This window comes from Pseudoalteromonas piscicida, from assembly GCF_002208135.1.
GTDB classification, from domain to species: Bacteria; Pseudomonadota; Gammaproteobacteria; order Enterobacterales; family Alteromonadaceae; genus Pseudoalteromonas; species Pseudoalteromonas piscicida_A.
Genome location: NZ_CP021646.1, coordinates 3,716,721 through 3,736,887, shown reverse-complemented (window position 1 = coordinate 3,736,887; position 20,167 = coordinate 3,716,721). Strand labels below are relative to the sequence as shown.

Sequence of the window (20,167 nt, the reverse complement as noted above, 5' to 3'; positions counted from 1 at the left end):
AAATTTAATAGTCTGTGTTGATGAGCAACATAACGTATGCGGTTAAGCAAACACTTAGCGTTGAATAAAGAGGAGAATTTACTTGGTTTTATTATTAACCTATATGTTTTTGGCAATAGCTATCTCTTTTATCTGTTCGGTGATGGAAGCGGTGCTACTCAGTATTACGCCAAGCCATATAGGGATCTTAAAGCAAGAAAACGATGCATTGGCATCGCGAGTTCAACGCCTGAAAGACAACATTGATCAGCCTTTGTCTGCCATTCTAACGTTAAATACCGTTGCGCATACCGCCGGTGCTGCAGGGGTTGGCGCACAAGCCGCCGTGGTATTTTCAGATGCAGCTGTCGGTATTGCCTCGGCAGTGATGACGCTACTGGTTTTGGTACTGTCAGAAATCATTCCGAAGACCTTAGGGGCGACTTATTGGCGCGGATTAACGCCAATCGTTTCAAGTGTGTTGGTATGGTTAGTTCGAGTATTGAAGCCATTTGTGTGGATGTCGGATCAACTTACAAAAGTGATTGGCCGCAAAGGTGATGAAGCCCACTATATTCGCCAAGAAATTGAAGCAATGGCGGAGATTGGCTCTGAAGCTGGCGCATTGCACCAAGATGAAACGGAAACCATTCGCAGCTTGTTGCGTTTTCGCCATGCCAGGCTCGAAAGCATCATGACACCCAGAACGGTGTTGTTTAAAGTGCATAAAGATATGACTGTGCATGAGTATCTTTCTGAGCATGGTTCGGTCGCTTTTTCTCGGGTGTTGGTATTCGATAAAAATACAGACGACATCATCGGCTTTGTACACAAGAATGACATTATGCTTGCTTATCATAGGCTTGGAGAAGAATATAAGATTGGTAAGCTATCTCGCCCTCTTTATACCGTACCGGAAACGCTAGCTGCTCCAGAGCTATTCAAAGCGTTACTGGCAAAACGTTTACACATCGCACTTGTCATTGATGAATATGGTGATGTACAAGGCATAGTGACATTAGAAGATTTGCTCGAATCATTAATGGGAATGGATATTGTTGATGAGCGAGAGCAAACCACGAACATGCAAGCTGCTGCTAAGCAAAAGTGGCGAGAACGAGTTGATAATCATGATAACTTGATTGAAGACATTGACGAAGTTGAAGCAATGTCTGAAGTGCAGAACCGCGAAGAGGAAACACCCTCTCCAGAGGTTAAGGGTTCGAATTAATCATGCGCTGCCAAGAGTGTATCCACCCTATAAGGTCTGTTAGTGGTTTGGGTTTGCTGATTAAAAAACCCTGCATTAACAGGCTATGTTTGTAGCGGTCAAGGTATTGTAGCTCTTCAATCCGTTCTATACCTTCTGCAACTATGTCTAATTGCTGATTTTGCGCGATGTCGATTAAGCTGTCGATAAGTACCTGAGAAAAGCGATCCGATTCCACATGGGTTATCAAAGAGCGGTCAATTTTGATCTCAGTAAACGGCAAAGATTTTAATTGCTGAATATTGGTAAACCCAGTGCCAAAGTCGTCTAACGAAATATCAAACCCTCGGATCCGTAAACGGTTCATGGTTTCCAATTGGATAGACTGATTCATTGGCTGGTTTTCAGTAATCTCTAAAATGATATCACTGGGCTTTAAGCGGTTTATTTCTAGAATAAGCGCTAGCTTATCTGGGCAGCTTAAATCATTTAGTTGTACAGGCGATAAATTAAAGGCCATTTTAATCGGATAATTTAGCTCAGATTTGATTGTTTTAAACTCGTCCGTTGCCTTTTCAAAAAGCTGGAACGTAATGATGTTGATTAGGTCGGTGTCTTCGGCCACACCAATGAAATGGTCCGGTAAAATGACCTGCTCGGTATTTTTAGACACAATACGGGCAAGCACTTCGACGCTTTTAATCTTTTTGTCACCACGGTGAACCTTTGGCTGATAGTAAGGCGTAATTTCATTGTGACTAATGGCGTGCAAAAGATCGCTTTCGGTCACCTTTTCAATGCGGCTACGTTTAACAGTGGTATACGTCTCCATTTTCTTGAGCATACGCTCGACATCAACCAATTGTACGGGTTTAGAAATATTGCCGATTAGGTGTGCATTGGACTGTCTGGCAAGATTGGTTGCTAGATCAATAATCTTCTCGTCCATTTCGGAAATAATAATAATACCGCCAGAAAACCTTAGCTCTCCTAGTTGGCGAATAAACTCCATGCCATCCATTTCGGGCATATTGAGATCTGTAAAAATGGCGTCGAATTGATGAGGAGTCTGCCGTATTTTTTCTACAGCATTCACCGCACTTGAGCAGGTTGTGACATGCTCAATGCCAAGCTCAGTCATAATGGCTTGCATTACGACGAGGATCGCGGGTGAATCATCTACTACCATTATCCGATGTTTTGCTAATGACATTAACAATTCCTTCGTATACCTTACCTCCTTAAAGTCTAGTACAAATAATTTAAAGTGCTCAAATCCCAAAACGCTTTAAAAGGTGATTTTTACTCAATTTAAAGCGCAATAACGACACTGTACCTGTATTTTTCTAATTCAGATTTCGGTAGTACTTTATGAAGCGGTTGCTTTTAGCGATAATGGCTCAAACGACCTTTGGATCTGAATATGAATAGAGTAGAGCTTTCGCTAGCGGATAAAGCAGTATCTATCTTTTTTAACCAAAAACAAGTAGTACAGCTTTTTGTCGAGCAGCAAGCGATTACCTTTGAAGAGCAGCACAATGGCATTTTTGCGACTATTGATGGACAAGCACTGGCGGTAAATACAGAGCAGTTACCTCAGGGCTTACTTGGTATTGCAGTAAATGGCGCTGAGCTTCAGTGGCTCGAAGTGAGCACCGAGACACCTAAAGAAAAACGTAGTTTATTTGGTTTGGCGGCATTGGGCTTAAAGTTATTCAAAAGTGCCAAGGTGGTCAAAGCTGCACTAGCTGGCGCATCCGTGGCAGGATACGCATGGTTATTTTCTTGGCAGTTTGCGGTTATGCTTGTGGCTTGCTTAGTCGTTCATGAATATGGCCACGTCCGTGCTATGCGTTATTTTGGGATCAAAACCAAAGGCATCTATTTGATCCCTTTCGTTGGTGGCCTGGCTGTAAGTGACGATAAGATCACGACTCGCTGGCAAGATGTAGTTATTTCGTTGATGGGACCGGCATTTGGTTTGATAACCTCAATCCTTGGAGTGGTGTTGTATTACGCGACAGAGATGGAAATCTTTGCTGGTGTTGCAGTATTAAGTGCACTGTTGAACTTATTCAATTTACTACCTATTTTGCCGCTAGATGGCGGGCATGTTCTAAAAAGCATAAGCTTTTCAATGCGCTCTTGGGTGGGGTTATTAGCGTGTATGGCTGGGGTACTATTCGGCCTTTGGATCAGCTACACCTTTGGCTTAATCCTACTGGTAATATTCATTTTGATTGGTAGTTTTGAAATCCTGATTGAGTGGCGTGGCCGTAATTACAGTCACTTATTACCACTTGACCGGTATGGGCAAGTGGTCAGCGCCATTATGTATATAGTTGTTATTACAGGTCATGTTGCGGTAATGATGCATTTTGCTGATTCAGAGAGCCCAATCCTAAGCTTACCAATGAAAATTTTATCAAGTTAATCTGTGTAACAAGGTGCATTACGCACCTTGTTATAGAGGGAGCAACAATAAAGTTGCGATAATTACACCCGTTACCAGCAATTGAACTAGGCAAAATCCCATAATATCTTTGGCTTTAAGGCCTGCAATTGCAAGTACCGGGAGTGCCCAAAATGGCTGGATCAGGTTAGTCCAAGCATCACCCCATGCAACGGCCATGGCGACTCTGGCTATGTCTGCATTAAGTGCTTCTGCTGCGGGAATGATTATTGGTGCTTGTACCGCCCACTGACCGCCGCCAGAAGGCACAAATATATTTACAAGGCCAGCGCTTAAAAAGGTCCACAGCGGTAATGTCCATTGACTACTAATAGAAACAAATCCTTGAGATATTTGTTGCGCAAGTCCTGTTTCTACCATCATAGCCATGATCCCAGCATAAAAAGGAAACTGGATCACGATACCGGCACCACCTTGAATTGCTTGTTGTAGACTATTGAGAATATTTGCAGGGGTTTTGTGTAGCAGCATGGCTAAGAACAAAAACAGGGCTATGACGATATTCAATGTCAATGTGCCTGCGTTAAATATAAAGTAAAAGCCTAGGTAGCTAAGACCGATTGCTCCCCCTAACATGCCAAGCCATGAGGCATTTTCTAATTTTGCAGCCGGAGTATTGCGGTTACTGATATCATTACTTTGTTCAATGAGCTTTTCTTTATCAACAATAACTGCGTCATCATCTTTGGGAAGCATCAGTTTATTTATAAGTGGTAAAACGATAAAAATACTGAGTACGATGAGCAGGTTAAATGGTGCAAAGATTGTCTCTGAAGTGGTAACAATACCGATGCTCTTTTCACTAAAGTGGCCCGGGGTTGCGATAGTTAGAGGGACTGAGCCTGATAGACCAGCGTGCCAAACAACAAAACCAGAGTAAGCACTAGCCACTAACAGGCGATAATCGACTTTCACTTTTCGGGCGATGGCCTTTGCAAACAAAGCTCCGACAACTAAGCCAAACCCCCAATTTAACCAGCTGGCGCTCATCGCAACAAAGGTAGTGAGTATAATTGCTTGAGAGGGAGTCTTAGCTAGGCCAGCTATACGGTCTAGTGCTTTCGCTATTGGAGGGGTCACGGCAAGCATGTGACCACATAATAAAACTAACAACATTTGCATCGCAAAAGTAAGCAGCTTCCAAAAACCATTACCCCATGCCTCAAGCACCATGACAGGCGTTGCTGGAGTAAATAGTGCAGCGAGTATCATCACCAAAAAAGTGAGTAAAAGTACAATCACAAATGGATCGGGTAGATACTTGTCGACTAATTTTGTTAGCGGGGTGGTAAACTTGCTAAGCATAAGACATCCTGTTTTCATTATTATTTTATGTAAATCAAAGTGATTGAATTACGCATCATAATATAGCTAAACTTTAAGCTAAAAGTTAGTGGTTTAGGCTAACTTATAGTGAACAGAAAACAATGATTTTCATTGGTTTCTTTTAAAATCAAAGTGTTAGGGTTGGCATGAAATCTGATATATTAAAAAGAAAGACTTTAAGTAACTAAGAGAGGTAACTATGTCTGGACAAGGTTCTGGTGGTAATGTAATTGCAGCGATTTGTAACGTCTTTTTCCCTGGCCTTGGTCAGTTGGTTCAAGGTCGTATATTGGCGGCTTTAATCTTCGCAATTGTTGTTGTAGGTGGGTATGCGCTGTGGTTTTTATTGGTTCCACCCGTGATTGCAGCCGTTTTCCATTTGTGGGCTATCATTGATGCTGCTAAGTATACGCCGCCTAGGTATTAACGGTTATACCAAAAAGTATAACCACCCAGTCAGACTGACCATACTTAGCACAGTAGACAGCACAACGGTAGCCGCAAGCGTTGCCTGTTGGCTGTCGAGCTGTCTAGCAACAAGATAGGCATTGACTCCCAAAGGAGAGGCACTCATTAAAGTCACCACCTGAACTTGCTGAGTTGCCAATCCTAAATAAGTGGCAAAGAGATAAACCAATCCCGGTAGTAGCATCAGTTTTACTGCACTTAGCCATATTGCACCGTGTAACTTTCCTCGTACACCATACTGCACCAAGCTTGCACCCAGAATAAATAACGCCCCAGGAATGGCAGGTTTTGCCAACCAACTAAAGCTTTCAAGCATTAAGCTTGGTAGCTTTAATCCAGCAATGTTTAATATCAAACCACTCGAAATACTTATCACGATTGGATTTAGCAGCAGTGGTTTCACAATATCCACCTTATTCTTGTGTCTTGCTGCCAGTAAAAAAGTCATAAAAAACAGCATCGCACTGTGGAATGTAATAATCATAAACACCATAGCTGCGGCTTGTTCACCGAGTGCCATTAAGATTATCGGTAATCCGACTAACACAGTATTAGAGTAGGTGCCACTTAATGCTAATGTTGCACTGTCTGCTTTTGAGCGATGTTGCGCTTTAAAGAGAAATAGGTATAAGCCTGCATAAGTCAGAGCGACTGGGAGATAAAAGGATAATAACAAGGAGCCCGTCGCGAGGCTTTCCAGATCTGCTTGCACCATACTGCTAAATAACAGCACAGGAATACATAAATTAAAGATAAAAGTACGCAAGCCATCAAGCTGATTGATGGCGATAAAGCCAATCTTTGCACTCAAAAAACCAGAATTAACAATAAAGATGAGAGGAAATAAGATCTCAACAGGCGACATGCGTTGACCAATAATCGAGAGGTTAAAAGGTAATTCTATCAATGAATGCTTAGCGGACGCCACTTAGGTATAATAAAAGAAGGTGATTTAGTTAAGAAGCAAAGATGGAATACCAGTTTATTCGTGACCCACTTTCTGGGTTTCGAGCTCGCTTAAATGACGAGCATGCGTTGATAGGTCGTTGGCTGAGCGAGGAGCTTGCACATGAGCGTATTGTCAGCCTGCTGACGCAGCTTGAAAACCTGCCAAATCAAAAAGAAGAGCTTGTGTTGGCTGGAAAAGAGATCCGCGCTACGTTCACGCTGCAAGAAGCATTATTTGAAAGCCACGCTCTGTTTCATGAAAGTGATGACTTAGCGCAATACCAAGAAGACGCACTGGCTTTAGATGAATCAGGTATGATGGCGGTTTGTGGCTATGAAGACTTTTTACCCATGCTGATAGAGTGGGCTGAATTTACCAAAGCTAAATAAGCTCTGTGGGGGCCGTTGATCTTTCATTCTTGAGTTCAACAGCCTCCTGAAATAGAGCTTATTTTGGCGTACCATAGAGTTGCTCTGCTCTATTAAATAACACCCAAGAAGTGAGTATATACTTATCATTGGAAACCGGAATGTTGCCTCTATGGGTATGTGTAAAATATCCAGGCGCTATGACCATAGAGCCTTTTACTGGGGCAATCTTACGCTGCTGATAATAAAACTCAGTCTCTCCACCTTCCTCGACATCGTTAAGGTAGAACATAAATAACAGTACTCGGTGTAAGGCTTCATTATGGTCGTGCTGAGGGTAGACTTCGCTGTGCCAATAGGGATAGCCGCCTTTATTTATTTGATATCGCTGGGCTTGGATAGCGCCTAAACGAAATAGCTGTTGAGCAAGGACCGGGAGTTGTGGCTTGCCGACTTCTTCAAAGTTATCCACAGTGAGATCGACAGGCTCACCAGTTTTGGGGTGATACACTTTAAGCCCAAATGCACCGATGATCATAAAGAAATGTTCTTCAAGGTACTCAAATAAGTGCTTTGCCGTAACCTGTTGAATGTGTTGTAACTGTTTGGCATAGTCAGGATAGGAATTTAAATAAAGGTCGTGACTGACTTTTTTACTCAAGTCGACACCACCAGACGTAGTCCCCTGTTTTAAATGTGGGCTTTGATCGAAGGTCTTTACGAATTCATCGCAAAAGTCTGAACTGAGTGCGTTATCGTAAACGCGAATAAAATCACTCATGTTTTTCCCTAGTTTTTATTGGAGTTATTATGCTGTCTGAAAAGCTTATGCCGCGTTTTTGTGACACAGATGTGCTTGGACATATCAACAATACCGTACTCCCTGTGTGGTTTGAAGCCGCGCGCACACCTATTTTCAAAATATTTACACCAGATTTAAATCCAAAAGAGTGGAAATTGATTGTTGCTAAAGTCGAGGTCACCTTTAAAGGGGAGCTATTTTATGGTCAGGAAGTCGAGATAAAAACGGCTGTTGAACATATCGGCAACAGCTCATTTGTGATTTTACAGCAGGCTTGGCAGCATGGAGAGTGCTGTGCTGAAGGTAAAACCATTATGGTGCGATATGACTTTGCGGTTAAGCAATCTCAACCGCTGAGTCAGCAAGAGCGCGATGCGCTAGGCGCGTTTATGGTTGCTGCGGCTTAAACTGATGACCAATTGCCGCTGAAATACAAGGCTTTACTGTATAGGTGTAGCCGTATTCCGCGGCGTTATCCGGCATGATCTCTAAGATCTCATAATCGTTTAATTCAACAATATTACTGCCTTCGCTATGTTCGCAACGTGAGTTTCCGTCAGACTCAAAGCGAAAGATAAAGTAAGCCAATATTTGGTTTAGCACATCGTTATAGTTTTTACCTTGCTCATGCAAATCTGGGTTGGGATCGTTATTAATAGATACCGTTAACGACTCTGGCTCATCTGCAGTGGACTGTGCTTCACCTTGTTGTGGAGTATCACCACTCATTTCTGCCACTGGTGGTTGAGTTTCCGATGCTCCTTCGTTTTTTTCTTCGGAGTCAGAGGAGCGTGATTCTTTCGCGTTGGCTTGGAAAGAAATTCCGTCCTCATCTATTTTGAAATCAGAAGAAAACTCAGTAAATGCGGTTGAAGCGCCTGATTTAGCGATGCCAAGCACCAAGAAAGCCAATAAAACAAAACACATGATCAGCCTGATGATTGCAGTTGTTGCCGGGTAGCGATAGTGATTCTGATGCCAAAAAGGCTTTATACGCAATGGCTTAAGTAGGAAGAGCACAACGACATAGCAGGTCATAAATAATTGCGCGAGAATTAACAAGAAGGTACTGGTAATAAAAAACCAAGTAGGTAACGACAGCAACACACTCAAATTATGTGTGTAGGGGAAGTTATCTGTGCTGACGCCAGTTAAATCATTAATACGACCATCAGCTTGAACTAACACAAAGTTCGCGATAAAGGCGTAAAATAACAGTATCAGTGCTTTTCCTGGCACACTTTCCCAAAAGGTCATGATCCTCGGCCAAAACTCATAACATAGTGCTGTTACAGTGGTTATTAAGATCAAAAAGCCGATGAAATTATTATCTTCAGTTTCACTCAAGCTGAACATAAAAATGATAAAACTGACTAAATAATAGCGTTGAGCCAGCGTTAGACTTTGCCAAAATTGGCCGATGGAAAAGCGCAGTCTTGCTAGGTACGCGGTTAAGTTTTTTGGCGCGAGAAGTTGATGCATAATAAGTGAATTTGTAATTATTATGCACCAATCATAGAGACTTTTAGAAATTAAGACAATAAGGGCTTAAGGTACTTACCTGTGTGTGAAGCTGCAAAGTTAGCCACCGTTTCAGGTGTACCTGAGATGAGTATTTGACCTCCTCCAGCTCCTCCCTCTGGACCTAAGTCTACAATCCAGTCTGCGGTTTTGATGACATCTAGGTTATGCTCGATAACCAACACCGTATTACCATGATCGCGCAGACGATGTAGCACGGCGAGTAGCTGTTGAATATCATGGAAGTGCAGACCTGTGGTCGGCTCATCGAGAATGTAGAGTGTTTTGCCAGTATCTCGTTTTGATAGTTCACGAGCGAGCTTAACACGCTGCGCTTCACCACCGGACAAAGTCGTGGCGGCTTGCCCTAGACGAATGTAGGAAAGGCCAACGTCCATTAAAGTTTGTAGTTTGCGATTGATTGCGGGAATTTTATCAAAAAATTCTCGAGCGTCCTCAACGGTCATTTCCAACACTTCGTGGATATTTTTACCTTTGTACAGCACTTCCAGTGTTTCACGGTTATAGCGCTTACCAGTACAGACATCACAAGGAACGTAGACATCTGGTAGGAAGTGCATTTCTACCTTTATAACGCCATCGCCTTGACAGGCTTCGCAGCGACCACCTTTAACATTAAAACTAAAACGGCCAACCTTATAACCGCGTGAACGCGATTCTTGTGTCCCCGCAAATAATTCGCGGATAGCGGTAAAGATCCCTGTATAAGTTGCTGGGTTCGAACGTGGTGTGCGACCGATAGGACTTTGATCAATATCGATAACTTTATCAAAGTGATCCAGCCCATGAACAGATCCATACGGTGCCGCTTCTTGCGTTGTTGCACCGTTTAATTCCTGATGGGCAAGCTTGAATAGGGTGTCGTTAATGAGGGTCGATTTACCCGAACCAGATACCCCTGTTACGCAGGTCATTAGACCAACAGGCACTTTTAAGTCGACACTTTTTAGGTTATTGCCCGTTGCGCCTTTAAGCTCAAGCCATTTGTCATCACATTGATGACGTTGCGCTGGGACTTCAATGCGTTTTTCGCCACTGAGGTATTGACCCGTTAAGGAGTCTTTACTCTGCATTAGTTCATCGCGAGTTCCCTCCGCGACGACATAGCCACCGTGTACACCGGCCCCTGGGCCTATATCTATAATGTGATCGGCTGCACGAATGGCGTCTTCATCGTGCTCTACCACAATCACGGTGTTGCCAAGATCTCTTAGATGCGTAAGTGTTTTAAGTAAACGGTCGTTATCGCGTTGATGCAGACCAATTGAGGGCTCATCCAGCACGTACATCACCCCTACAAGACCTGCGCCAATTTGGCTTGCAAGACGGATCCGCTGGGCTTCACCGCCAGATAACGTGTCAGCACTACGCTCCAAAGAGAGGTAGTTTAGGCCGACATTAATCAAGAACGATAAACGGTCGCGGATCTCTTTGAGTATTTTGTCCGCAATTTGTGCTTTTTGGCCAGTGAGTGCTAAGTCGATAAAAAATTGACTGGCTTCGCCAATACTCATGGTTGTTACGGTTGGCAGGTTGGTCGAGCCGATAAACACATGGCGAGCTTCTTCGCGCAGGCGTGAGCCATGGCAACTTGGACACGCTTGGCTGGTTTGATATTTGGCGAGTTCTTCTCTTACTGAGCTTGACTCCGTTTCCCGATAACGGCGATTCATATTGTTTAAAACGCCTTCAAACTCGTGATTGCGGGTAATAAGATCGCCTCGGTCATTGCGGTACTTAAACGCAATTGTAGTTTTGCCAGAACCTTCCAATACCACTTTTTGAAATTTGCTCGGTAGATCTTGAAATGGCGTTTCCAAATCAAATCCATATTGCTCGGCAACTGAGCTTAGCATTTGAAAATAGTAAAAACTGCGTTTATCCCACCCTTTGATTGCACCGCCAGACAAGCTTAGTTCTGGGTTTTGCACTACACGTTTGGGATCAAAATACTGCTTTACACCCAAGCCATCACAGCTTTGGCATGCACCTGCAGGGTTATTGAAAGAAAACAATCTTGGTTCAAGTTCACTCATGGCATAGCCACAAGTTGGACAGGCAAAGTTGGCCGAGAAGACCAGTTCGTCTGCGTCGCTATCATCCATATAGGCGATTTGTGCAATGCCATCAGCTAGATCAAGCGCGGTTTCAAAAGACTCGGCTAACCGTTGCTCAAGCCCTGCTTTGACTTTGAAACGATCCACCACAACTTCGATAGTGTGCTTTTTCTGTAGCTCTAGCGTCGGTGGATCTGAGAGATCGCACACCTCGCCATCAATACGTGCGCGAATAAAACCTTGGCTCGCAAGTTCTTCTAACAGTTTTACGTGCTCACCTTTACGGTTTTTCACCACCGGTGCAAGTAGCATAAGTTTGCTACCCTCAGGTAGCGCCAATACAGTATCAACCATTTGGCTGATAGTTTGTGCGGCTAGCGGTAAATCATGCGTAGGACATCTCGGTTCACCCACTCGGGCAAAGAGTAATCTTAAATAGTCGTATATTTCGGTAATAGTTCCCACTGTTGAGCGTGGGTTGTGAGAAGTCGACTTCTGCTCAATGGAAATCGCGGGAGACAAGCCCTCAATGTGATCCACATCTGGTTTTTCCATCAGCGATAAAAATTGCCTCGCGTACGCAGATAAAGACTCAACATAACGACGCTGGCCTTCTGCGTATAAGGTGTCAAATGCTAAAGACGACTTCCCTGAGCCAGAAAGACCCGTGATCACTATCAACTTGTCTCTTGGAATGGTGAGTGAAATGTCTTTTAAATTGTGGGTACGGGCACCCCTAACTTCTATTTTATCCATACGACCCTTGTGTTTTTTCGTGCGCTGTACTGAGTACGCGATACTAATCCACTAAATTGAAACCTGGATCAGTCAAAGCATGATGTGAAGTGAACAGATTACCGCATCCCGAATACAAAATTAAGTTATCTCTGCTAAACGAACTAAACTTATTAAACCGATCAACTTGGGATATTGATTTTGTATCGACTTTTATTGCTTTTGGCGTTGCTTTGCCAAAATGTCTTCGCTTGTGAGCTGGTGGTGCGGTTTGAGAATTATGCTGCGCAGTCTAAGTTAAATGATAACCTTGTTTGGCACGGTATGGATGTTGATTTTGCTAAAGCCTTGTTAGATGAAGCGGGGTGTAGTTATCGTTTCGCAAGTATTCCTTGGGGTCGGGCGCTGAAGCTTTTAGAGGAAGGTGATATCGATCTTATTTTGAGCGTCACAAAAACACCAGTACGTGAACAGTTTGCGTATTTTATTGGTCCCCAACGAATGGAAACCATTGTTTTTGCAATGAACTCAGGGGAGCCTCACCAGCTTGACTCACTTGAGTCGTTATTCCATCTGTCAAAGCCCATCGCTATTCAGCGTAATGCTTATTACGGTGAGGCGTTTACAGCTCGCCTTGCGCGTCGTACCGACAGTGAAACACAATTTATTTATGTACCCGATAATCAGGTAAAATTAAATTTGCTCAAAAAAGGACGGATCGCAGGGTTTTTAGAAGAAAAATTCAATATCCTGTATCAAAGTAAAAATAACCCTGATTTTGAAAAGTTTACTATTAGCCCGTTGGTTATTAACGAAAATCCAGTATATTTTGCCTTTAGCAAGGCACGCATCACGAGCGAGCGTTTGCACCGTTTGAGTCAAGCATTTGAACGGGTAAAACGTAGTGGAAAATTAGATCAGATCACGGCCAAATACGGCGTCAATTAACGCTTTCTTTTTCTCGTAGTAGGTCGTTCAAATCCATGTTAGTAACACTCGCATTGCAAAGATCCGTTCGCGCTAGTGTAAGTTAAGAAAAGAGTTTGTTAAACTTGCGCGTGATTTTCGATAGTGATGAATACCGCCTTATGTCTAATGACTCTTTAAATCCAACTGAAAAGCGCGCCGCGATTTCTCTTGCTGGCGTTTTCGCTTTCCGCATGCTTGGTTTGTTCATGCTGATGCCAGTGTTAGCTGTTTACGGCCAGTCTTTACAGGATGTCTCGCCACTGTGGATTGGTTTGGCTATTGGTGCTTATGGTTTGACTCAAGCTGTACTACAGATACCCATGGGTTGGTTGTCTGACAAGTTCGGTCGTAAGCCAATCATCATTGGTGGGTTGTTGGTATTTGCATTAGGATCCGTTATCGCTGCATTAGCAGATTCAATCTATTGGGTGACATTTGGTAGAGCACTACAGGGTATGGGCGCGATTGCAAGTGCTTTACTCGCGCTAGCCGCAGACTTGAGCCGTGACGAGCAGCGTCCCAAGGTAATGGCGGTCATTGGCATGTGCATTGGTATGAGCTTTGCTGTAGCCATGTTATTAGGACCAATGATTGCGGCGTCTTTTGGTATCGCAGGGATCTTCTGGCTGACGGCGGTATTGGCAATTGTAGGTATCGCTATCATTACCTTTATGGTGCCAAATGCGGTAAATAAAGCCCCAAAAGGTGACACAATTGCAAGTTTTGCAGATATTCGTCGCCTAGTTCAAAATCCACAGCTACTGAGGCTTGATCTGGGGGTGTTGCTATTACATTTGACGCTGACCACGATTTTTGTAGCCTTGCCAGGCCAGTTGATCCGTGACGGCCTTGCCGCAGATAGGCACTGGCAACTCTATATTCCGGTATTTTTACTCGCTTTCATTTTGATGGCTCCGATGATGATAGTGGCGATCCGCAAACAAAAAGAAAAGCAAACATTCTTGCTTTCTATTGCTATGTTAATAGTAAGCTCTGTCGCTTTATACTGTTTTGTGGATTCCCTTTGGGTAATTGCAGGTGCAATGCTGGTCTATTTTATTGCCTTTAATTTTCTCGAAGCAACTATGCCTGCGTTGGTTTCTCGCATAGCTCCAGCAAACCAAAAGGGATCGGCGATGGGAGTGTTTTCATCAGGCCAGTTTCTAGGTGCATTTATAGGCGGTGCTTTGGGTGGTATCTTGGCGCAAAATTTTGCGGTCGATACGATATTTGCCGCAACGGCCATTATTGGGGTAATATGGTTTGTTATCGCATGGGGCATGCAAGTGCCACCCAAGAGCAAAGCGATCAGCTTAGTTTCTGCTGTAGAAAATGAGCAACAAGCGACGGAATTGGCAGACCAATTGGTTTCATTGCCTGGGGTACTTGAGGCCACGGTAGTGAGAGACGAGAATCGTAGCTACCTAAAAGTAGATGATAAAATTTTTGATTTGAAGCAAGCCAAGCAAGTGCTGGGCTTGTCATAGTGTGAGGAGACAATGCCATGGCACGTGGTGTTAATAAAGTAATTTTGGTAGGTAATCTGGGCCAAGATCCTGAAGTTCGCTATATGCCAAACGGTAACGGCGTGGCTAACATCAGCATTGCAACTACGGATAGCTGGAAAGATAAAAACACCGGTCAATTGCAAGAGCGTACAGAATGGCACCGTGTGGTGTTGTTTGGCAAACTTGCGGAAGTTGCGGGTGAGTATTTAAGAAAAGGCTCGCAGGTTTACATTGAAGGTCGTCTACAGACTCGTAAGTGGACAGATCAAAGTGGCCAAGAAAAGTACACAACAGAAATCGTTGTGGACATGGGTGGTCAAATGCAAATGCTAGGTGGCCGTGGCGAGCAGCAGGGTCAAGGTGGTGGCCAATACCAAGGTGGTCAACAGCAGCAAAATAATTATGGCCAGCAAAGCTATAATCAAGCGCCTCAGCAGCAATATTCGCAGCCACAGCAGAGCCAGTCAAACCAGCAGCAAGGTGGATTCTCACCACAGCAATCGCAACAGAGTTCACAGCAGTCTTCTGGGTTTGGTGGTCAGTCTCAAGGTGGTTTTGCACCACAACAGAACCAAAACAGCGGTCAATCAGGCGGTAGCTCAAATCCTATGGAGCCACCAATTGACTTTGATGATGACATTCCGTTCTAAATGGTGGTATAGCATCTAAGAAAACCCTAGCATCACGCTGGGGTTTTTGTTTTTTACTGGTATAAATATCTTTAAGAAAATGGTGACAAGTAAGCTTAGATAAAGCTTAACATCTTGTACGGTTTGTACGGTTAATAAACTTAACGCATTTCTAGTTTTGGCTCAGGTGCTTATCCTTTCTGTACAATTAAAAGCCTTATCTCGCTTGAGTTTTGCACTATTTTGAACAACACTTCAGTTATCTTTCCACCCAATAAAAACATTATGCCAATTCAGCTGTTAGATGGATTTAGTCGTCAGTATCAAAAAAAGCTAATCGCGGTAAGTTTGGCGGTGTTGTTGTGTCTAAATTTCCTTCTTAATCATTTGTTGCATCTTCAGGTTCACACGCAAGGAGAGGAAGCAGCGGCTGAAATTTCGCTGCTATCAGCTGAGGCTTCTGCCACTGGAGTAAGTGAAATAGCAGTTAAGCACGGTTTTTCGTTATTACCTGCTCCGAATGCAGAAGAACATCAATTTGTAGCGAATGGTCAAACTATTACCTTGTATCATGAATCCATTTGGATAAGTCATGGATATATATTGATATTTTTCAACCTATTGTCTATTGGGCTAGTTTTATTCGTGCATCGGTGGTGGTTTTTATACGGTAAGGCTGAGTCTACCTCAAATGCCCAGCAGCCTGTGGCTCTGCCAGCCCCCGCTCCTGAAGGGCAGTTTGCATTATTTGCGTTAATCCATTGGCAGTGCAGCACACCTAAAGAAGTTGATCTACAGTTACATTTTCAGCTTGCTCTGGTCAAAGGTGTTGGGGAGTTTGGGACTGTCGCGGTTAAATATCTTGTTTCAGGAGCGTTAGCCGTGACGGTAAAACAGGTTGGTGCGACGAAAGGAATGGACTTGGCAAAGCAAATGCATGAAATCGTTTATAGAGTACTGCTAGACTTTCGGGGCGATTTATCACGCAGCAAAGTCAAGCTTGGTGCTTGTTTTTATCAGGAAAATAAACAACAAACACAGGTTTATCAAAGTGCAAAATCAGCGCTCTCGATTGCGCAAAATCAAGCGTGGCAACATACCCATCTAGTTCATCTTACAGAGTTATTGGCAAAACGCCTTAGCGAGGACGGTGAGGCTTTGCTGAGTTATCTAAAAGCCGGGCAGTTTTCCTTATTCTTCCAGCCGTTGTTTGATTTTTTAGCTGAAGACGTGATTGTAAGCGAAGCATTGCTGAGGGTGACTCATAAAGAAATGGGGAGAATTTCGGCCAAGCAGGTGATACAACATCTTTATACGCCAGAGCAATTCCAGTTTCTTGATAGAGCGATAGTCAAGCAGGTATTGTCAGTCTATGAGCAGGAAAGAAGTTTTGGCAAGGTAAGTATTAACTTACACATTTCGAGTTGGATGGATAGACAGTTTATTGAGTGGCTAGAGGGGCAGCTTATCGCGTCTCATAGTGGTGCGGCAATTGGGTTTGAACTTAGCATAGAAGAGGTCTATCAACATGGAGAGCGGTTGTTAGCCGCTTTTGATAGGTTGAATCGACTTGGGTGCGATATTTATTTGGATAATGTTACACAGGCTCTTACGCTAGGGCGCTCCCCGCTTGCTGAGTTGATAAAAGCTATCAAGCTCAGCTATGAGCTAGTACATGGCATTGAAAAGTCTGCATATCGTAAACGCACAGTTAAGCAAATAGTCGCTCAAGCGAGAAGCTTGGGTATTCCCGTATATGCAGTGGGGGTTGAAACCGTTACTGAATTGACTTGCATCAAAGGGCTTGGAGTGAAAGGGGCCCAAGGGCATTATTTTTCCGCACCATTACAACAGCTCGCCGATATTCATTAAGCAGCTTATTTGGGTTTTGGATACTTTTTAGTTGCCAGATACCGTAAACCATCTAATCCTTGTAATCCGCCAGTATGGATTGCGGTGATCACACTGCCTTTTTTGAAGTATCCTTGTTTAGCCAAAGTGAAAATAGCGTAAAACAGTTTACCCGTGTAAATAGGCTCAAGAGGCAAGTTATATTTTACCTTCATTTCACGACAAAAACTCAGCAATTCAGGCGTAGTCTTAGCGTAACCTCCGTGGTGAAAATCATGGAGTAGCTGCCATGGTGCACAGCGCTGAGCTGTGATTAATTCATGTATCTCCCGTGCTAAGTATTCAGCACCTTTTAGTACAGTAACACCTAAAACCTGTGTCTGTTTAGGTACTCCTGAGATTAATCCTGCTATCGTGCCGCCACTGCCTACTGCCGTCATGACATAATCACTTTGAGGCAATGAATGCGCTAACTCTTCAACACCTTTGAGCGCAAGCGCGTTAGTACCGCCTTCAGGTATGATATAGGCATGGTTAAATCTAGCTTGTAGAGTTTGCATGTAATCAGGTTGGTTTCTTTGCCTATACTCGACTCGACTCACGGGATGAAGTGTTAGTCCGCATGCACTGGCCATTTTTAGTGTTGGGTTGTGTCGGTCAATCTCTGGGCCTCTTACAATTAAGTGCCCTTTGATTGAGAAAAGTTTGCAAGCCATACTGGTCGCGTATAGGTGGTTAGAAAATGCCCCGCCAAAAGTGACTAACTCTTCAAGGCCAGCTTGCTTTAGGTGGAGTAAGTTGTATTTTAGCTTACGCCATTTGTTTCCTTGGATCATAGGATGGAGCAAATCATCACGCTTAACCAGCAAAGTTAAACCGTATTTATCCAGTATCGGGTGGTGAATGGTTTGAGTTGGTGACTCGGCGATGTTTGTGATGGTTTGCATGATGAAGTCAGTTTGATATTTTGCGTACTATAATAATTAACCCGAGCATTTCGCTCCAGAGGTTATCGTATCTTCTTAATTACTTCCCGACTATTTTGGACTCGAATTAGTAACACATCGCGATGTTAGAGAAAAATAGACAAAATCTCAGCTAAAAACTGGCAAGACGCTGGTTAATAGTTGTAAACTCAGATATTAATTGTGCAAAGCTTGTGTTTTACTTTGTAAGTACATAGCATAGAGCCCTAACTATAAGAAATAACAAGACCAAACAATTGCCGCTGTTGGGAATGGAACATATGCGAATTGCTCCTTTAACTTTTATTGTATCGGCCTCGATTCTGGCCATGGGTACTGTTGCTCAAAGCGCTATGGCGCAAGATACCGCAACGGTCACAGCCATAGAGTCTGAATTGTCTAATAAGCAAAGTGAATTAGACAGATACTCGGTCGTTTTAGAAAAACACCTAGCAGAGGAAACGCGTCTGCAGTCTCAACTTGAGTTATTGAGAAAACGTTCAGGTGAGTTAGATAAAGAAAAAAATCAGGCCTTAGATGCAATGAATGAGTTGTATCGTCGGCTAATTGATGATCCTTCTATTGATATTTCTTCTGCGCAAACACGTTATCAACAAGCGGTGGCAGATCACAAGCAGAATAAAGAAGACATTGCGATGCAAATTGCGGCGATTGCATCACAGCGTAAAGATATTGAGCAAGTCCGTGTGACTAAGCACACCTTAGTAAATACACTTGAAAACTTAAAGGATCAGCTTGGCACGGCGCGAGTAGAGCGACTACGTAATGAATTTACTCGTGAAGGTACGCTAGAGGTAGACCACACAATTAACTGTAAGCGCACAGAAACCTTGGCAGCGTGTGAACAGCGTGGTCAGCAAATGGGGCTTCAAAAAGCAACCAAGCGTTTTATTGATCAGATTTTTGCAAACCTAACCGAGAGCCGTGTTGTCGAGCCAAAACGCAATATGGCTGGCGCGCAGGTTCAAGTAGTTAGCAGCCACGTTGTAAGCAGTGGATTTAGTGGACAAGGTAACTACAACGTTAACCTCAGCGTGACAATGCGTGGTGACGTAAATAGCAGTCGCTTATGTAACTTATTGAGCTTAGACAATCGTTATTGTGCTGAATATGGCACTCCGCTTGCCGTAAATTACCAGTCGAACTACTCTACAGTCTACAGTGATAATCAACTGACTTTTTCAGACGAGCAAAGTAAGCCGGTTGAAGTCGCGACTATTACTAAACAACCAGTCGGGGAGACCTCTCTTGTAAAAAAGTCTCAAACGGCTGATAAAACAGTCGAGTTGACTTTAAGATCAAATGTTTACGACGACGAAGTGTTTATTAATGGAGTCAGCTACGGCGCGACAAAAACGACAGTAGCAATTCCTGCCGGGTTTTATGATGTTGAGATCCGTAAATTAGGTTATGAACCTTATAAGGCACGTATTAATCTGCGAGCCGCGCAAACCATTAATGCAAAATTGGTCAAAAAACGTCAACCGGTTACCGCGGTTGTGACAAAAAAGGCTGAACCTGAAGCTCAACAAGTACAGGTGATCGCCGTAGCAGCCACTGATAATGAGCTGGCTATTATTCCAGCAGGCACTTTTAAAATGGGCGACCTGACGGGTAATGGTTTACCAAATGAGCGTCCGATTGTTGAAAAAGTGTTGAGCCATTCATATGCCATGCAGAGCACAGAGGTTACAGTGGCAGCTTTTCGCCGTTTTACGCAAAGCACTGGATATAAAACCTTAGCTGAGCAAGGTAAAGGCTGCGCATATTATAAAAATGGCGAACCAGTCTGGGAGCTAGAATATAACTGGGAAAGTCCTGGTTACGAACAGTCAGATAATTTCCCTGTTGTTTGTGTTGCCTACGATGATGCGAAGGCGTACGCCAACTGGTTGTCTGGCGAAAAAGGACAGCAATTTAGACTACCCAATGAAGTCGAGTGGGAATACGCTGCGCGTGCAGGCACTGCATCTGAGTACCCTTGGGGTAATGAAATCGGAAGAAACCTAGCTAATTGTGGTTGGTGTGGTAGTGAGTGGTCTAACAAAAGTCCTTCACCTGTGGCCCAATTTTCACCGAATAGCTATGGCTTATATGATACTGTAGGAAACGTATGGGAGTGGACGCAAAAGCGTGCTTCTCAGAGCGATGTTACAGTGCGTGGCGGTGCATGGAACTTCGCGCCGAGTTTGGCTCGAGTGTCAACTCGCTTAGCGTTAGCGCCAGATTTTAGAGCGAATTATATAGGTTTTCGACTTGTTCGAGAGCGATAAGTAGTAAATTAAGAGCAGCAGGTGATGCTGCTTTGTTTGACA

At 43.6% G+C, this 20,167-nt stretch carries 17 protein-coding genes; 10 read left to right on the top strand and 7 right to left on the bottom strand.

Going from position 1 to position 20,167, the window contains the following annotated elements; all coding sequences use genetic code 11:
- The first annotated feature begins 82 nt into the window (after positions 1-82).
- Positions 83-1,210 (top strand): hemolysin family protein, encoded by a 1,128-nt coding sequence (locus B1L02_RS17185; RefSeq protein ID WP_167651266.1) that lies wholly within the window; start codon positions 83-85, stop codon positions 1,208-1,210.
- Here B1L02_RS17185 and B1L02_RS17180 read toward each other — a convergent pair.
- On the bottom strand, positions 1,194-2,402 hold the full coding sequence (locus B1L02_RS17180) for an EAL domain-containing protein (protein ID WP_088531999.1): 1,209 nt from the start codon (positions 2,400-2,402) through the stop codon (positions 1,194-1,196). The genes B1L02_RS17185 and B1L02_RS17180 overlap by 17 nt on opposite strands.
- Positions 2,403-2,612: 210 nt before the next feature.
- Between B1L02_RS17180 and B1L02_RS17175 the strand changes: the two genes are divergently transcribed.
- Positions 2,613-3,623 carry a metalloprotease gene (locus B1L02_RS17175; RefSeq protein WP_088531998.1) on the top strand — a complete coding sequence of 337 codons (1,011 nt, stop codon included), beginning with the start codon at positions 2,613-2,615 and terminating at the stop codon, positions 3,621-3,623.
- Positions 3,624-3,653: 30 nt separating this feature from the next.
- On the opposite strand, the gene B1L02_RS17170 is transcribed toward B1L02_RS17175, so the two are convergent.
- The gene (locus tag B1L02_RS17170; protein ID WP_088531997.1) at positions 3,654-4,967 is read right to left on the bottom strand and encodes a short-chain fatty acid transporter; all 1,314 of its coding nucleotides are present in this window, start codon (positions 4,965-4,967) and stop codon (positions 3,654-3,656) included.
- A gap of 220 nt (positions 4,968-5,187) precedes the next feature.
- Here B1L02_RS17170 and B1L02_RS17165 point away from each other — a divergent pair, with 220 nt between their 5' ends.
- Positions 5,188-5,415 (top strand): hypothetical protein, encoded by a 228-nt coding sequence (locus B1L02_RS17165; RefSeq protein ID WP_010376621.1) that lies wholly within the window; start codon positions 5,188-5,190, stop codon positions 5,413-5,415.
- Positions 5,416-5,418: 3 nt separating this feature from the next.
- Here the strand turns inward: B1L02_RS17165 and B1L02_RS17160 are convergent, their stop codons facing one another.
- A complete protein-coding gene (locus B1L02_RS17160) occupies positions 5,419-6,363 on the bottom strand; it encodes an AEC family transporter (protein WP_223191952.1) in 945 nt (314 codons plus the stop codon).
- A 62-nt stretch (positions 6,364-6,425) separates the two neighbouring features.
- Here B1L02_RS17160 and B1L02_RS17155 point away from each other — a divergent pair, with 62 nt between their 5' ends.
- A complete protein-coding gene (locus tag B1L02_RS17155) occupies positions 6,426-6,794 on the top strand; it encodes a YacL family protein (protein ID WP_088531995.1) in 369 nt (122 codons plus the stop codon).
- A gap of 58 nt (positions 6,795-6,852) precedes the next feature.
- Here B1L02_RS17155 and B1L02_RS17150 read toward each other — a convergent pair whose 3' ends face one another.
- Positions 6,853-7,554, bottom strand: coding sequence for a 2OG-Fe(II) oxygenase (locus tag B1L02_RS17150; RefSeq protein ID WP_088531994.1), 702 nt, complete (start codon positions 7,552-7,554; stop codon positions 6,853-6,855).
- 29 nt (positions 7,555-7,583) lie between these two features.
- On the opposite strand from B1L02_RS17150, the gene B1L02_RS17145 reads away from it, so the two are divergent.
- The gene (locus tag B1L02_RS17145) at positions 7,584-7,982 is read left to right on the top strand and encodes an acyl-CoA thioesterase (RefSeq protein ID WP_088531993.1); all 399 of its coding nucleotides are present in this window, start codon (positions 7,584-7,586) and stop codon (positions 7,980-7,982) included.
- Here the strand turns inward: B1L02_RS17145 and B1L02_RS17140 are convergent.
- Both B1L02_RS17140 and uvrA read right to left on the bottom strand, forming a co-directional pair.
- Positions 7,963-9,057 (bottom strand): hypothetical protein, encoded by a 1,095-nt coding sequence (locus tag B1L02_RS17140; RefSeq protein WP_088531992.1) that lies wholly within the window; start codon positions 9,055-9,057, stop codon positions 7,963-7,965. The genes B1L02_RS17145 and B1L02_RS17140 overlap by 20 nt on opposite strands.
- Positions 9,058-9,107: 50 nt before the next feature.
- Positions 9,108-11,930, bottom strand: a complete 2,823-nt coding sequence (uvrA, locus tag B1L02_RS17135) for an excinuclease ABC subunit UvrA (RefSeq protein WP_088531991.1) — start codon at positions 11,928-11,930, stop codon at positions 9,108-9,110.
- A gap of 180 nt (positions 11,931-12,110) precedes the next feature.
- Here uvrA and B1L02_RS17130 point away from each other — a divergent pair, with 180 nt between their 5' ends.
- The 4 genes from B1L02_RS17130 (at position 12,111) to B1L02_RS17115 (ending at position 16,887) form a co-directional block, all read left to right on the top strand.
- A complete protein-coding gene (locus tag B1L02_RS17130; RefSeq protein WP_088531990.1) occupies positions 12,111-12,857 on the top strand; it encodes a substrate-binding periplasmic protein in 747 nt (248 codons plus the stop codon).
- 140 nt (positions 12,858-12,997) lie between these two features.
- A complete protein-coding gene (locus tag B1L02_RS17125) occupies positions 12,998-14,365 on the top strand; it encodes an MFS transporter (protein ID WP_088532305.1) in 1,368 nt (455 codons plus the stop codon).
- Between the two features lie 17 nt (positions 14,366-14,382).
- Positions 14,383-15,036: a single-stranded DNA-binding protein gene (ssb, locus tag B1L02_RS17120; RefSeq protein WP_088531989.1), complete on the top strand. Its 654-nt coding sequence runs from the start codon at positions 14,383-14,385 to the stop codon at positions 15,034-15,036.
- A 264-nt stretch (positions 15,037-15,300) separates the two neighbouring features.
- The gene (locus B1L02_RS17115; RefSeq protein ID WP_088532304.1) at positions 15,301-16,887 is read left to right on the top strand and encodes an EAL domain-containing protein; all 1,587 of its coding nucleotides are present in this window, start codon (positions 15,301-15,303) and stop codon (positions 16,885-16,887) included.
- A gap of 5 nt (positions 16,888-16,892) precedes the next feature.
- Here B1L02_RS17115 and B1L02_RS17110 read toward each other — a convergent pair whose 3' ends face one another.
- Positions 16,893-17,813 carry a 1-aminocyclopropane-1-carboxylate deaminase/D-cysteine desulfhydrase gene (locus B1L02_RS17110; RefSeq protein WP_088531988.1) on the bottom strand — a complete coding sequence of 307 codons (921 nt, stop codon included), beginning with the start codon at positions 17,811-17,813 and terminating at the stop codon, positions 16,893-16,895.
- A gap of 299 nt (positions 17,814-18,112) precedes the next feature.
- On the opposite strand from B1L02_RS17110, the gene B1L02_RS17105 reads away from it, so the two are divergent.
- Entirely contained in the window at positions 18,113-20,125 is a 2,013-nt protein-coding gene (locus B1L02_RS17105; protein WP_088531987.1) for an SUMF1/EgtB/PvdO family nonheme iron enzyme, read from the top strand.
- The last annotated feature ends 42 nt before the right edge of the window (positions 20,126-20,167 follow it).